The organism is Lysinibacillus sp. RU7 (genome assembly GCF_057837305.1).
In genome coordinates this window covers 1-15,272 of the sequence record NZ_JBYQFK010000009.1, presented here as the reverse complement: position 1 = coordinate 15,272, position 15,272 = coordinate 1, and the positions used below count along the sequence as shown (strand labels likewise).

Below are 15,272 nucleotides of genomic sequence, written 5' to 3'. Positions count from 1 at the left end.
AAATGATTGTTCTTACTAGAAAATAGCTCAAGAGCATATTAGGTATGTGATATCTGTGTGTTTAGGGCACGTTAGGAATGAAAGAATAGTACATTTTTTACGAACCTCAGCATAATGAGAAAGGTGTTCAGATCCATTTCTTTAATGATTTCTAGTATCTTTGTTTCTTCCATGCCATTAATGGCGTGGTTTAAAATATCTATTTCTCCACTAGAGACGTCACCAAAACTTGCTATATAGGTTAGACTATGACCAAAGCGCTCTTGCACCATTTTTACTGTTTTTTCACTAATAACATGTACGGACTTGGATCTTTCGAAACTAACTTGTACAATGTCGATGACTGTTTTTGCAATATAGTAAGTTAAGGCAGAGTATAGTGCGCTTTCTAACGTATAAATAAATGTAGCCGCTGCAAAAATAAATACGTTAATGACTAAAATAATATCTCCAACAGAAAATCGGGTTTTACGTGAGATGAGTACCGCTAATACTTCTGAGCCATCTAATGCACCACCGTTACGTAGTACCACACTCATACCAACTCCAATTAAAATACCGCCAGAAACGACCGCTAATAATGGGCTTTTTCCAGATAAAATTGGTTCAATATTATGCATGAAAATGGTTCCAATCGAAAGTGCAGTAATCCCAATAACGCTCATCATGGCAAATTTACTCCCAATTTGTTTGTAGCCGATATGCACAAATGGGATGTTCAGAATGAATAAGAAGAACCCTAGAGGAAGGTCATAGATTTTTGCCCCCATAATACTGACACCGGTAATACCGCCATCAATGATGCTATTCGGAATTAACACAGCCTCGAGTCCGTAAGCCGTAATAGTTGCTCCAATCATAATCATGACAATTTTTCGTATGATTTGCCTTGATGTATTCTTCAAATACAATTCCTCCTTAATTTCATGACGGTAAATAATTATATGTGAAACAAAAAGGCAAATGAAAATGAGTATGGGAATGAAGCTTTTACATGTCGTACGTTATAATCTTTAGTTAGTCAATATGTATAAGTGTTTGGGGGATAAGTAACAGTTGTTCACAAAATAGAACTAAGGTGTATAAATAATCGGAAATGGTAATGGAAAACTTTTTAGCATGGAACGAAACAAATGGCTATTGAAATAAAAATGTACTATCCAATATTTTGATAGTACATTTTATCGTGCTCTGTCTTTACATTTCGTGCTAAGCTTCGCTATAAAATCAAAAATACACTTCGGATGCAGGGAGTTTTATATATTTATTTACCGATATATTGTCATTTTTTGGACACAATATGTTGTGTATTTGTTGAAACTAAATTTTATATGGAGCGTAAAAATATTAGGACTTGATTGAAATTTCGTACATATAGGCAATCCACTTACTATGAGAGTTGGCACGTAAATTTTTTAATAGTCCTTGTTCTACAGCAGGAGATAGGGATGGCGATAATAAATGTTGATGTAAAATCTCGATGGATTCATGCACGATTGAATCGTCAATTTCCTCTAGTTTCTTTTCTAAAAATAAAATCAATTCTTCTTTTGTTAAAGAAACGGCACTTGCTTGTGCTGCTGGATTCAGCTCTGGAGAGAAGAATGGAATCTTTGCATATTTTGCAATGATCGTTACTTTTTCAACAAGTGATCGACAAAGTGTATCCATATCAATGTCACTGCTAATGTTGATGTTTTCTTTTATAAAGAAGCCGATGTAATCCCCGATAAAGGTCTGGATCGTAAAAATTAAGTCAGGTACCATATGATCTTCTACATAATCGAACTGTTTTTTTACGATTGTATTAACAAAGTGATTGAGGATATTATGGTAAATTTCCAGTTTCTCAAAAATTTCTATACTACTACAAGTTGCATTTTGTTCTTTTATAAATAATTGAGCGAAATGTGCATATTTTCTAAAGGAATCAAAGGATTGATAATAGTAGCTGTATAGCAGTTGACTTGTTGGTAAATCTGAATTGACCACTCGTTCAACGTCTGCTGCAATTTCACTCATGAAGTAGTCTATTAGAGAGAGAATTAATTCGTCTTTTGATTTGAAGGAAAGATAAAATGCACCCTTAGAGATGCCACATTTATCAGTGATTTGTTGAATAGAAGTCGCTTCGAATCCTTGTTTTGCAAATAGCTCTAAAGCGTTTTCCATTATTAATTGTTTTTTAACCATTTGTGACACTCCCGCTCGATTTATTGACTTTTGACCAACTGGTCATTAGTATAAATAAATGTATGATTAAAGTCAAACTAAGGTAGGTGCGATAGTGAAGGGTTTAGTTAATTTTGTCCTGAAAAATAAGCTGGCTGTGTGGTTGTTGACAATCATTGTGACAGTCTCGGGGATTTATTCAGGTACACGAATGAAAATGGAGTCGATTCCAGATATTTCGATTCCGTATTTAATCGTGATGGGGGTCTATCCGGGCGCTACGCCTGAGCAAGTAATGGATGAAGTCTCGATTCCGTTTGAGAAGGCAATCGAGAGTCTTGAAGATGTCAAGGCGGTCTATTCGACTTCCTCATCCAATGTGGCACAAGTACAGGTCGAGTATGAATATGGTATCGACATGGATGAGAAAAAGCGCCAGTTGGAGTCAGCACTGGATAATGTCACATTGCCAGAAGAGGTGCAAGAACCGACAATTATGGCGATCAGTGTGAACATGATGCCAGTTGTTGCGTTATCAGTAAGTAGCACGGAAGAAGATATTGTTGAGTTAACATCAACGGTAGAAGATTTATTATTACCGAAAATCGAAAAAATCGATGGTGTAGCATCTGCGACGATTACAGGTCAGCACATCGAGCAAGTATCCTTCACATATGACCAAGCGAAAATGGAAGCACTTGGTTTAACAGAAGATACAGTCAAACAAATGATTCAAGCAAGCGACATGTCACTATCGCTAGGTTTATATGATTTCACTGTAGGGAAGCAGGCTGTTTCTGTTGACGGGAAAGTGAAATCGGTGGACGAATTAAAAGAATTATTAATTCCTGTGACACCGAGTGCAACACAGCCTTCACCATTTGTTCGTTTAGGTGATATTGCAACAATTGAAGTAGAAGGGAAAGTACAATCCGTTTCTCGTACAAACGGTGACGATGCCATTGCCATTCAAATCGTCAAAGGGCAAGAGGCGAATACGGTCACAGTTGTTAATGCAGTGAAAGAGTTAATGAAAGAAGAAGAAAAAGCAATCGATGGTCTCAAAGTAGATATTTCATTAGACCAAGGGGCACCAATTGAAGATTCTGTTTTCACGATGATTGAAAAAGCGGTATTTGGTGGTGCCATTGCGGTATTAATCATCTTACTATTCTTACGTGATTTCAAATCAACCATTATTTCAATTGTTTCGATTCCAGTCTCGATCTTTATGGCATTACTGCTGTTGAACTGGATGGATATTACGTTAAATATTATGACGCTCGGTGCGATTACGGTTGCGATTGGTCGTGTCATTGATGACTCGATTGTAGTAGTAGAAAATATTTACCGTCGTATGCACTTAAGAGAAGAAAAATTAACAGGTCGTGCTTTAATTCGTGAAGCGACAATTGAAATGTTCAAACCAATTATGTCTTCTACGTTAGTAACAGTTGCGGTATTCGCACCACTTATTTTCGTAGGCGGGATGGTTGGCGAACTATTCATGCCATTCGCGTTAACGATGACGTTTGCATTAGGTGCATCGTTAGTTGTAGCAATTACGATTGTACCAGCACTTTCACACTTCTTATTCCGTAAAAAATTATACGGTAAGAAATCAGAAAGTCAGCATAAAGAAGTAGGGAAACTAGCAGTAGCCTACCGTAACTTCTTAGAAAAATGTTTAAATCATAAATGGATTACATCGATTGTAGCAGTTGTGATGTTAGTCGGTTCATTAGCGTTAACCCCGTTAATTGGCTTTAGCTTCATGGGTTCACAAGAAGAAAAAGTCGTATATTTAACGTATACACCAGGCACAGGTGAGCTAATGGAAGAGACGACAGCGAATATTGAAGTTGTCGAAAAAGAACTATTAAAACGTGATGATATTGATATTTTACAAGTATCGATTAATGATCCTGAAAATGTTGACCCTGCAGCGGTAATGATGGGGGGCGGCGGAAGCGGTGCATTAATGTACTTAATCTTTGATCCAGACATGAAAGACTTCCCAGCAGCACGTGAAGAAGTAGAAGACTATGTATTCAACATTGGGCAATCAGGTGAATGGAAATCACAAAACTTCTCAGCGATGTCGATGTCATCAAATGAAGTAAGCTATACATTATATAGTGAAGATTTAGATGATTTAGCGACAGCAGTAAAACAAGTAGAAGGTGCGCTGAAAGAAGTCGATGGTTTAGAGGATGTGACATCGGACTTTGAAGATGCATATGTAGAGCATGTATTAAAAGTAGAGCAACAAAACGTATTACAATATGGTTTAACAACCGCACAAATTGTGATGGCGTTAAATACAACGTCAACAAAAGAAGTGTTAACGACCGTTGAACATGACGGGAATGCTATTAATGTCATCGTGCAACGTGAGGCAAAAGCAGCGGCACTATCGTTAGATGATATATTAGCAACTGAAATTCAAACGGCTCTTGGGACAACAATGAAAATTGGTGATCTCGTAGAAGTAGAAGAAAATACAACACTAAATGCTTTATCTCGTTCGAAAGGTGAATATTTCACAACGGTATCAGGTACAATCATCGATGATGACATTTCGAAAGCAACAGCTGCAGCCGATAAAAAGGTGAATGCACTTGATTTACCAAAAGGAGTTACAAAAGGTGTTGCGGGTGTAGCAGCTGACATGGCTGAAACATTTACACAACTAGGTATCGCAATGCTTGCAGCGATTGCCATTGTATACTTTATCCTTGTTGTCACATTCGGTGAAGGGCTTGCGCCATTTGCCATCCTATTCTCATTACCGTTCACGGTCATTGGTTCATGGGTCGGCTTATGGGCAACGGGGCAAACGATTTCTGTATCCGTTATGATGGGGCTTCTGATGTTAATTGGTATCGTTGTCACGAATGCCATCGTACTTGTAGACCGTATTATTCATATGGAACGCGACGGTTTAACAATGCGTGCGGCCATTCTGGAAGCGGGGGCAACGCGTCTTCGTCCAATCTTAATGACAGCGATTGCGACAATCGGTGCGATGTTACCAATGGCGTTTGGTGGCGCAGGCGGCGGTCTTATTTCGAAAGACCTTGCGATTACTGTAATTGGCGGTCTATTATCTTCAACACTATTAACATTAGTAGTTGTACCAATTGTGTATGAAGTACTATCAAAAATGCTTAAGAAAAATCGTAAAGAAGTAGAAGAAAACTAATAAAACAGCAACAGGCTTAGCCTGTTGCTGTTTTCTATCGATATGCAGGATTTAAGAGATTAGTTTGTATACAATGTAACCGAAGAATAAAACGATGATTAATATCCCTGTACCTTTCCACCCCATACCACCTGTTACATCAGGTAAACTTCCATTGCTGGCTCTATTTAATCCATCGTTTAGGGAACTAGTAGGATTTTTTTGTAATTCACTTTGTCGTAAACGTTCTCTTTTTTCTTTTGGTGTTTCTTTTTCGTTCATATTACTTCACCTCTCATCACAATAGAAAACTTTTAATCGCTACAAAAAGCGAAAACAAGAAGGCTATGAACAATAACCCACTAGTGAATTTTTCTCGCTTTTGGAATTCTTGGATGCTTATTACGAACATAGTTAAGCCTAAAAATAAAATCATATATGCTTGAAACTCGAAATTTTTTGTTATCAATCCATACGCCGCTAATGTAATTGTAATAATGGAAAATATGATCCGTAAAATTTTCAACAAAGTGACTTCCTCCTGAACTAGAATGTTTGTTAATTGGTTAAATATTGAAATATTCTTAGTTCAATTGTACGTAAAGAAACGGTATATGTAATTAAAAACCATTTTAAGAATCCCTTTAAATCAGATATGTGGATAATATCAATAATTTAGTACATAATAAGCGTGATTTTTTTATGGGAAGTTACTAAAAGGAACTTGATAGTTGATTGAAGTGAAGGCGAGTTAGTCGGAATGGAAATTAGCGTATTCCACATACTGTGACGAATTCTTCATTTTCAGAATAATTCTTATTGACTTGGTTGGAATAAATGAGTAAACTAATTTCATTAAAACGTATTAAAGTTGTAGGGATTAAAGAGGGGGATTTATTAGATGAAATTACGAAAATGGCAAGCGCCTTTAGCAGCGGCTCTTTTAGCACTTAGCTTAGCGGCATGTGGTGGCGAATCTGCAACAGAAAAGACAAATGACACAGAGCAATCACAAGAAGACGTTGTTTATAAAGATGAATTAAATATTGCGATTACAGCGCAACCACCAACATTAGATACAGCACAAACGGTATCAGCGGTGGCACTGGATATCGCGGGGAATATTTATCAACAATTATTCCAATTAGATGCGAACTATAATCCAGTACCTGTGTTAGCAGCATCGTATGAAGTAAGTGAAGATGGTAAAACGTACACAATTAAGCTACGTGAAGGGGTAAAATTCCATAACGGCGAGGAAATGGTGGCAGAAGATGTGGTCGCTTCGATGAATCGTTGGTTAGTGACATCATCTCGTGCAAAATCATTATTACAAGGAGCAAACTTCTCGGAAGTAGACCCATATACAGTTCAACTGGATGTACAACAGGCAACATCCGATGTATTGGTTTTAATGGCGTCTCAAGCACAATTCCCATCGATTATGCCAAAAGAAATCGTGGATACGGCAACAGCAGAAGGCTTCTCTGAATATATCGGTACAGGACCATACAAATTTGTAGAATGGAAGCAAGATCAATACATTCAATTAGCAAAATTCGAAGACTATGTAGCGGTTGAAAATGCGGGTGAGCCAAGTGGTTTTACAGGTGATATTTCGGCACCAACAGAAAAACTGACATATCATTTCGTAACGGACCATGCGACACGTATTGCGGGTGTGCAAACAGGTCAATACGACGTGGCAGATAGTATTCCGATTGAAAACTATGACCAATTAGATGCCGATCCGAACGTTGAATTACAGACGTTCCCAGGTGGTACGTTAACTGCATTCTTTAATACAACAGAAGGTGTACTAGCAGACAAAAAGGTGCGTGAAGCGATTTTAGCGGCATTAAATAATGAAGAAATTATGTTAGCTGCTTTTGCGAAGCCAGAGTTATATTCATTATCACCAAGCTACTTAAGTGAAGGTCAAACGCAATGGACAACAGAGGCTGGTGCAGAATATTACAATCAAGCAAATGCTGAAAAAGCAAAGAAATTACTTGAAGAAGCTGGTTATAACGGCGAAGAAATCGTGCTGTTAACAACGAAAGATTATAACGAAATGTATACAGGTACATTAGTCATTCAAGAGCAATTACGTCAGCTAGGCATGAATGTACGTGTGGATAACTACGACTTCCCAACATTCCTTGAAACAAAGGGCGATACAAGCAAGTGGGATATGTTCTTAGCAAGTACAGGATATCAAATTACACCACCACAATTATTAGCGGTAACACCTGATTGGGCTGGTTTAAAAGATGACAATATAGCAAACGGTTTAGCCGCTATTCGCAGTGCAGCAACACCGGAAGAAGCACGTGCAGAGTGGGAAAAAGTACAACAATATATGTATGAAAACGCAACATCAACAGTGTTAGGTCATTATAACGGTGTCGTAGCAGTCAATAAGGATATTGAAGGGTTCGAGCTATTTGAAGCACCAGTTGTATGGAATGCGAAAGTACCAGAATAATAAATGAATGATGAGGGGAGCGATTATTAGCTCTCCTTTTCTACCTTTTTAAATGTGAGGAGATTCAATGTTAGCGTATATAGTAAAACGAATACTTTCTACCATTCCTGTTTTATTTGTTGTGTCGGTCGCGATTTTCATCATTATTCATATTACACCGGGGGATCCAGCTGCCACGATTTTAGGCATGGAAGCGACACCTGCACAAATCGAACAGTTAAATGAAGAGCTAGGCTATAATCGTCCGTTACATGAGCAGTATATATCATGGGTCGGTGGCGTCTTTCAAGGCGATTTAGGTAGTTCTATTTTTATGAAACAGCCTGTAACAGAAGCGATTCAAGAACATATCGGGCCCACCTTATCATTGGCGATTTTTGCGCAAGTGATTGCGCTCATATTAGCGATTCCATTCGGGGTGATCGCCGCCTATAAACGAGGATCATTCACCGATACGACATTGATGAGTGTCTCGCTACTGGGGATGGCTGTGCCGAGCTTTTTATTAGGCTTATTATTAATGCTAGTTGTTGGTGTGAAATTACAATGGTTGCCGATTGCAGGGTACGAACCTTTATCAGAAGGGCTTATCGAACATTTGAAGTATTTAGTGCTACCAGCGATTTCACTTGGAACAATTCAAGCAGCTCTGATTACACGGATGACACGTTCATCGATGCTCGATGTATTAAATTTAAATTATATTAAAACAGCGCGTGCAAAAGGGTTACAAGAATGGAATGTATTACTGAAGCATGCTTTCCGCAATGCTTTTTTACCCATTTTAACAGTGATTGGGCAAACATTTGGGACGCTTGTAACAGGTGCGGTCGTTGTCGAAACGATTTTTAACATTCCAGGACTGGGTCAATTAATTATTAATTCGATTACACGCCGCGATTATACAGTGATTCAAGGGGTTGTGTTAATGGTGACAATTCTCTATGTATTTATTAACCTACTAATTGATTTACTCTATGGTGTTGTGGATCCGCGTGTACGTTTAGATCGCAAGTGATGAGGTGAGAGAGATGACTACGTATTCAAAACAACAAATGGTGGAGCTATCCAAAGCGTTTAAAAAAGAACAACGCGCCTTGAATTGGAAGAAATTCACGAGCAATAAAGGATTACTTGTAGGCGGGTTTATTTTTATCGTTCTCTTATTGCTTGCACTGATCGGTCCTTATTTGACAACGGCAGATCCATATGAAATGAAAGTAACAAGTCGTTTATTAGAGCCAAGCACGGACAATTGGTTCGGTACGGATGAATTTGGGCGCGATTTATTTACACGAATCGTTTATGGTGCACGTGTATCATTAATGGTTGGTTTAATTGTTGCCTTTTTATCCTCTTTATTTGGTCTAATTATCGGCTTATATGCGAGTTATTATAAGTGGCTTGACCACGTATTAATGCGTATTTGTGACGGGCTCATTGCCATTCCTGGTATTTTACTTGCGATTACGTTAATGGCCGCATTAGGCGCATCTGCGATTAATGTCGTGATTGCCTTAGTCGTTGTATTTACGCCGAATATCGCAAGGGTTGTCCGTTCATCGGCACTCGTGATAAAAGAGCAAACATATATTGAAGCGATGCATGCACAAGGGGCAAGTAACACGCGCATTATTTGGCTACATATTATGCCGAATACACTATCGCCACTCCTTGTGCAAGCGACATTTGTATTTGCCGAAGCAATTATTTCGGAAGCCGCTTTAAGCTTTTTAGGCGCAGGAATTCCAGCACCGGAGCCGAGCTGGGGTAACATTTTACAAGCAGGTAAACTTGTAATCTTTAAAGCATGGTGGATGGTCATTGTACCAGGCGTATTTATTGTATTAGCTGTGTTATCGCTAAATTTATTAGGGGATGGACTACGTGATTTCTTAGATCCTCGGACGAAAAACATTCCATCACGTAAACGTAAGCGTCGTCAAGCAGTCAAGGGAGGCCAATAATATGACGTTATTAAAGGTTGAAAATTTACAAACCCATTTTCATACTGATCGTGGCCTTGTGACAGCTGTACGTGGTGTGAATTTTACAGTGGAAAAGGGAGAAATTATCGGGATTGTCGGCGAATCCGGCTGTGGAAAAAGTGTCATGTCGCAATCCCTCATCCGTTTATTAGAGCACACAGATCCGGTAGAGTACGATGGAGCAGTTTATTTTGAAGGAGAAAATCTATTGTCGATGCCGTTAAAAAAGCTACGTTCTATTCGCGGGAATGATATTTCAATCATTTTCCAAGACCCGTTAACATCATTGAATCCCGTTTATTCCATCGGCAATCAAATTATAGAAGTATTACGCCTCCACCAACAATTATCTAAAAAAGAAGCACGAGAAAAAGCGATTGATTTACTTCGTTTAACAGGCATCCCGTCACCAGAGCGTCGTATTGATGAATACCCGCATGAATTATCAGGCGGCATGCAGCAGCGTGTGATGATTGCGATGGCGCTTGCCTGTCGTCCAAAGTTGTTAATTGCAGATGAACCAACCACGGCATTAGATGTTACGATTCAAGCGCAAATTTTAGATTTAATCGTGGAGTTAAATAAAGAATTAGGGATGGGCGTGCTATTCATTACACATGATTTAGGTGTCGTAGCAGAAATTTGCCAAAGCGTAAAGGTCATGTATTTAGGGCAAATTATTGAGGAAGCGACAACAGAGCAGCTATTTGCTAATCCGTTACATCCTTATACACAAGGATTATTAAAATCAAAGCCTGAATTAGATGGGGATCGTCATGCACCGCTTCAAGTTATTGAAGGAACAGTACCGCCACTGACAAACGTACCAAAAGGCTGTAGCTTCTCGACACGTTGCCCGTTTGCAACGGATTTATGTCGTGAAAGTGCACCACCAGTCATTGAAATGGCCGATCAACAACGTGTTCAATGCTGGTTATATGATACCGAAAAAGGAGGCTGGGCATAATGACGAAAAAGCCATTAATCGAAGTAAAGTCATTACAAAAGCAGTTCCCTGTGTACGGTCCGTTCGGTAAATTAGGTGGTGTGAAACAAACTGTTCATGCGGTCAAGGATGTTTCACTTACGCTTTATGAAGGCGAAACATATGGCTTAGTAGGTGAGTCTGGGTCAGGTAAAAGTACAACAGGGCGCACTATTTTAGGCTTAACCTCGGCAACAGCAGGGGAAGTATTGTATGAAGGAAAAGATTTAGTAAAGCTTTCAAAAAGCGAAATGCGTAAGTTCCGAAAAGAGTTGCAATTGGTATTTCAAGATCCATTTTCTTCACTCAATCCTAGAAAGCGAATTGGTCAAACATTAGAGGAGCCACTGATTATTCACGGGCTAGGCGATAAGGAAGAACGGGTAGAGAAAGTGTTTCGCATTTTAGACATTGTCGGATTGCAAAAGGAGCATTATTATCGCTATCCACATGAGTTTTCAGGTGGGCAACGTCAACGCTTAAGCATTGCACGTGCCCTGATTATGAATCCGAAAGTAATGATTTGTGATGAGCCCGTATCTGCTCTCGATGTATCGATTCAATCACAAATTTTAAATATTTTAAAAGAATTACAACGAGAAATGCAATTAACGATGTTGTTTATTACACATGATATTAGTGTTGTACGCTATATTTCACATCGGATCGGCATTATGTATTTAGGGACAATCGTAGAGGAAGCTTGTACAGATGATTTATTTACTGAAACACTCCATCCTTATACAAAGGCGCTGTTCTCGGCCGTCCCAACCGGAAAAAAACAGGAGCGGATTGTGTTGAAGGGAGAAATTCCATCTCCGTTAAACCCGCCGTCCGGCTGCGTATTTCACACACGTTGCCCGTTTGCGACAGAGCGGTGCCGTCAGGAAGTACCCGTATTACGTGAAATTCGCCCGCAACATAAAGTGGCCTGCCATTATGCAGAGGAGGAAAAACAATGGTCAAATTAATATGGAACGAAGGAACAAATGAAATTGCCAATGCAAGTGGCGTACAATTAAACGGTAGTAAAGCACCGGATCAGCAAGGATTATCCCCAAAAGAATTACTGGAAGGGGCTGTTGCACTTTGCCTTTCGATCACACTTGAAAAAGTATTAGAGCGAGACGGTATAGAAGCGAATTTAAATGAAGTAGAGATTGAGGTACGTGCATCGAAGCAACCAGGTGTCGAAAACCGCTTTACGGATTTTCATGTGGATGTTGTATTCCCTTCATCGTTGGAAGAAGCCTATAAAAAGAAGCTGTTAAAAGTAATTGAACGCGGCTGTACAATTAGTAACACCCTTGTCGGCGAAGTGAATGTGGCGGTAGTAGAGAAATAATAGTTGGTGCCGTCTTTGTACCGGGGAAGTGCCGGGAAAGTACCACCATAGTACCGGGGAAGTACCGGGTACCCCCCCAAAAAAAATCCGGAAAAAGCACACGCTTTTTCCGGATTTTCTTTAATAAGCGCTCCAACCCGCATCTGCGGCTAGTACAACACCGTTAATATAAGAAGATTCATCGCTTGCTAAAAATAAGGCGATATTCGCAATTTCTTCTGGTTGAGCAGCGCGGTTCATTAATTGAACACCTCGCGTAGATTGCTGCAGCCCGAACATATCATAGCCTTCCATTGATTGTGTTAAGCCCGTTTCCACTTGCGCTGGTCCGATGGCATTACAGCGCACGCCTTGCGCACCGTAGTGAGAAGCTACATTTTTTGTCATACCGGCTACGGCGTGTTTTGCTGCTGTATACGTTAGACCGCCGCGACCGCCTGTTAAACCTGCAATCGATGCTAAGTTAACAATCACTCCGCTCCCTTGCGCTGTAAATAACGGTAATACTTTACGCATACCGCGCATCACGCCACCAACATTAATGTCCATGACACGATTCCAAATCACGTCTTCTACGTTATGCGCTGCTTGCATATTATCGAGTACCCCAGCACAGTTGACTAAAATATCCACACGACCAAAATGAGCGACTGTGTCATCTACCATACGTTGTACATCTTCTTCTACCGCTACATTCACACGTACCCCAAATGCCTCATAGCCTTCATTTTTAAAATTTTCGACGGCATTATGTAATGCTTCTTCATTGAAATCCGCGATTGCAATTTTTGCTCCTTCTTGTGCATAACGTGTAGCGATCGCTTTACCGATGCCGTTTGCTCCACCTGTAATAATCGCTACTTTATTGTCTAAACGTCCCATATCCATATCCCCTTCCATAAACTGTATTATATCGTAGTATAAATGGCTGGATTACATAATTCAAAAACCTGCTCCAGACGTTAAATAAAATGCCATTTTCAATGTCCTGAATTACAAGCAACTGCAATATCTTTACGAAATAAACCATACACATACGGTCATTAAAGTAGGGGATTTTACACTAAATGAATAATGTCTATAGAACGTCATAGCTTTCTATAGCGCTTTTACGATTTGTAAAAATGAATAATGATTTTACACTTTTTAACCATACTACGTGTGGAGGTGAAGCGTATGTATAAATTATTATCCCATAACGATTTAGACGGGGTGAGCTGTGGTATTTTAGCAAAGCTTGCTTTTGGGAAGCAAGTAAAGGTACGCTACAATTCGATCTCATCACTTGACCGAGAAATTGAATTTTACTTAGAAAAAGAACACCCGCATACGTATTTATTTATTACGGATTTATCGCCAAATGAAGAAAATGAGAAACGATTAAGTGAAGCGTATAGGGCAAAAGGGAATATTCAATTGCTGGATCATCATAAAACCGCTTTACACTTGAATGAATACGGCTGGGGAGAAGTCGTCGTAGAAGATGAGGAAGGGCGGTTAACATCAGCCACTTCCTTATTTTACGACTATCTCGTTAAGCACAACTACTTAAAAGCAACAGACGTGATAACAGAATTTGTGGAATTAGTAAGACAATATGATACGTGGGAATGGGAGAAAAACGATAACCACCAAGCACATCTGCTCAATTCATTATTCTTTTTGGTGTCGATTGATGAATTTGAGGAAACGATGATTGAACGGTTGCGAACAAAGGAACACTTTGATTTCGATGAATTTGAAAAGAAATTATTGAATATGGAAGAAGACCGCATAGAGCGCTATATCCGCCGGAAAAAGAGAGAAATCGTACAGAGTGAGGTAGATGGGTACTTTGCTGGTATCGTGTATGCGGAATCGTATCATTCCGAGTTAGGAAATGAACTAAGCAAAGAGCATGCCCATCTCGATTATATTGCGATCGTCAATATAGGGAGTAAACGAATCGCCTTCCGTACGATTCACGATCATGTGGATGTATCGGAAATCGCCGGTAAATACGGCGGTGGGGGACATCAAAAAGCAGCAGGCTGTACACTTAATGATGAAGCGTATCAGCAATTTGTCACAGGCACATTTCATCTAGATGCAATTCCAGAAGATGCGAAGCGAAACCGCTATAACTTAAAATACGCTTCGTTCGGTTCATTATATAAAAATCGAAACGAGGATATTTTTTTACTTTCCCCGATCAATGGTAGCAACTGGGCTATCGAAAAAAATAAAACAAAAATGGAACAAGCCTTCACCAGCTTTGATGAAGCAGAACAGCTTTTAAAAAGACACGAAAAAGCGTGGTTAGTAAGAGATGATGAGTTTGTAGAATTTTTGATGAGTGAAGTGAAAAGTAGTTGGCATTGAGAATGAGTAAAACATGCTTTGAAAGTTCCTGATTTGTTATTTTAAGTTCATGAAGAGAGTCCCACTGAAAAGACAATAAGCCTTTCAGTGGGATTTTGAATTTGATACGTTCTTTTTTATGAATTGGTCGATTCTCATATAATGAAAGACAGTTGAAAAAGCAACCTGATGTAATACGTCAATAAAATAAGTAGGCGCATTACATAAACAATTAATAGCGATGAATACGCGTTCACGGTGAAATTAAGCAACTTGAAAGTCGAGGTAGCCTTTCACTTGTTTGAAGTAAGTTTCAATCCACCAATGTTATTGCATTTCTTAATAAATAATTAGCTTTATAAATTTACTTTTTATGTAATTTTTGTTAGTGTTTATTGTGTTGGGGTATTATTTTAGATGCTGTTGTACTGCTATATTAGTATATTTTTTTGTCGTTAAAGATGAAATTACCCAACGATAACATAATGGGTCTATTTTATGTAATTACCAACCTTAAATGGTAAATGTTAGTTAATGAAATCTAGTTTAAATGCCTGATGTGAACCCACTTATAATTAATCGCTTTGTCAATGATGCAGGAGATATACCTGTTATCAAAGTGGATGCAAATGTATATAATGACATCCTTGCAGTTGTAGATAGGATTAGAGATGAAATTATAAAGAATTCAAATGAATCAATTTCATAAATCGATTTTTTCAAGAGCTTAGACTAACCCAATTTCTTGATTCTTATTTTTAAAAAATTAT

13 protein-coding genes are annotated in these 15,272 nt (G+C 38.9%); 8 read left to right on the top strand and 5 right to left on the bottom strand.

All coding sequences use genetic code 11. The features are described 5' to 3' along the window. Positions 1-71 precede the first annotated feature (71 nt). Positions 72-905 carry a YitT family protein gene (locus AC3II9_RS08290; protein WP_489154735.1) on the bottom strand — a complete coding sequence of 278 codons (834 nt, stop codon included), beginning with the start codon at positions 903-905 and terminating at the stop codon, positions 72-74. Positions 906-1,347: 442 nt separating this feature from the next. After that, positions 1,348-2,193: a TetR/AcrR family transcriptional regulator gene (locus tag AC3II9_RS08285; RefSeq protein ID WP_489154733.1), complete on the bottom strand. Its 846-nt coding sequence runs from the start codon at positions 2,191-2,193 to the stop codon at positions 1,348-1,350. A gap of 94 nt (positions 2,194-2,287) precedes the next feature. Here AC3II9_RS08285 and AC3II9_RS08280 point away from each other — a divergent pair, with 94 nt between their 5' ends. Then, positions 2,288-5,377: an efflux RND transporter permease subunit gene (locus tag AC3II9_RS08280; RefSeq protein ID WP_489154732.1), complete on the top strand. Its 3,090-nt coding sequence runs from the start codon at positions 2,288-2,290 to the stop codon at positions 5,375-5,377. Positions 5,378-5,428: 51 nt separating this feature from the next. On the opposite strand, the gene AC3II9_RS08275 is transcribed toward AC3II9_RS08280, so the two are convergent. Together AC3II9_RS08275 and AC3II9_RS08270 are read right to left on the bottom strand one after the other, a co-directional pair. Continuing rightward, positions 5,429-5,638, bottom strand: coding sequence for a DUF6366 family protein (locus AC3II9_RS08275; RefSeq protein WP_489154731.1), 210 nt, complete (start codon positions 5,636-5,638; stop codon positions 5,429-5,431). A gap of 16 nt (positions 5,639-5,654) precedes the next feature. After that, positions 5,655-5,792 carry a DUF3953 domain-containing protein gene (locus AC3II9_RS08270; RefSeq protein ID WP_489154911.1) on the bottom strand — a complete coding sequence of 46 codons (138 nt, stop codon included), beginning with the start codon at positions 5,790-5,792 and terminating at the stop codon, positions 5,655-5,657. A gap of 465 nt (positions 5,793-6,257) precedes the next feature. Between AC3II9_RS08270 and AC3II9_RS08265 the strand changes: the two genes are divergently transcribed. The 6 genes from AC3II9_RS08265 to AC3II9_RS08240 all read left to right on the top strand — a co-directional run bounded on the left by AC3II9_RS08265 (position 6,258) and on the right by AC3II9_RS08240 (position 12,162). Further along, positions 6,258-7,844 carry an ABC transporter substrate-binding protein gene (locus tag AC3II9_RS08265; RefSeq protein ID WP_489154729.1) on the top strand — a complete coding sequence of 529 codons (1,587 nt, stop codon included), beginning with the start codon at positions 6,258-6,260 and terminating at the stop codon, positions 7,842-7,844. Positions 7,845-7,911: 67 nt separating this feature from the next. Then, positions 7,912-8,862 (top strand): ABC transporter permease, encoded by a 951-nt coding sequence (locus tag AC3II9_RS08260; RefSeq protein WP_489154728.1) that lies wholly within the window; start codon positions 7,912-7,914, stop codon positions 8,860-8,862. 13 nt (positions 8,863-8,875) lie between these two features. After that, a complete protein-coding gene (locus tag AC3II9_RS08255) occupies positions 8,876-9,811 on the top strand; it encodes an ABC transporter permease (protein WP_489154726.1) in 936 nt (311 codons plus the stop codon). A 1-nt stretch (position 9,812) separates the two neighbouring features. Then, positions 9,813-10,799, top strand: a complete 987-nt coding sequence (locus AC3II9_RS08250; RefSeq protein ID WP_489154725.1) for an ABC transporter ATP-binding protein — start codon at positions 9,813-9,815, stop codon at positions 10,797-10,799. Beyond that, positions 10,799-11,788, top strand: coding sequence for an ABC transporter ATP-binding protein (locus AC3II9_RS08245; protein ID WP_489154723.1), 990 nt, complete (start codon positions 10,799-10,801; stop codon positions 11,786-11,788). Before AC3II9_RS08250 ends, AC3II9_RS08245 begins: the two co-directional genes overlap by 1 nt. Beyond that, complete coding sequence (locus AC3II9_RS08240) at positions 11,776-12,162, top strand: OsmC family protein (protein WP_489154721.1); 387 nt, start codon at positions 11,776-11,778, stop codon at positions 12,160-12,162. Before AC3II9_RS08245 ends, AC3II9_RS08240 begins: the two co-directional genes overlap by 13 nt. 120 nt (positions 12,163-12,282) lie before the next feature. Here AC3II9_RS08240 and AC3II9_RS08235 read toward each other — a convergent pair whose 3' ends face one another. Next, the gene (locus tag AC3II9_RS08235; protein ID WP_489154719.1) at positions 12,283-13,044 is read right to left on the bottom strand and encodes a glucose 1-dehydrogenase; all 762 of its coding nucleotides are present in this window, start codon (positions 13,042-13,044) and stop codon (positions 12,283-12,285) included. 294 nt (positions 13,045-13,338) lie between these two features. On the opposite strand from AC3II9_RS08235, the gene AC3II9_RS08230 reads away from it, so the two are divergent. After that, entirely contained in the window at positions 13,339-14,523 is a 1,185-nt protein-coding gene (locus AC3II9_RS08230; RefSeq protein WP_489154717.1) for a DHH family phosphoesterase, read from the top strand. Positions 14,524-15,272: the final 749 nt, after the last annotated feature.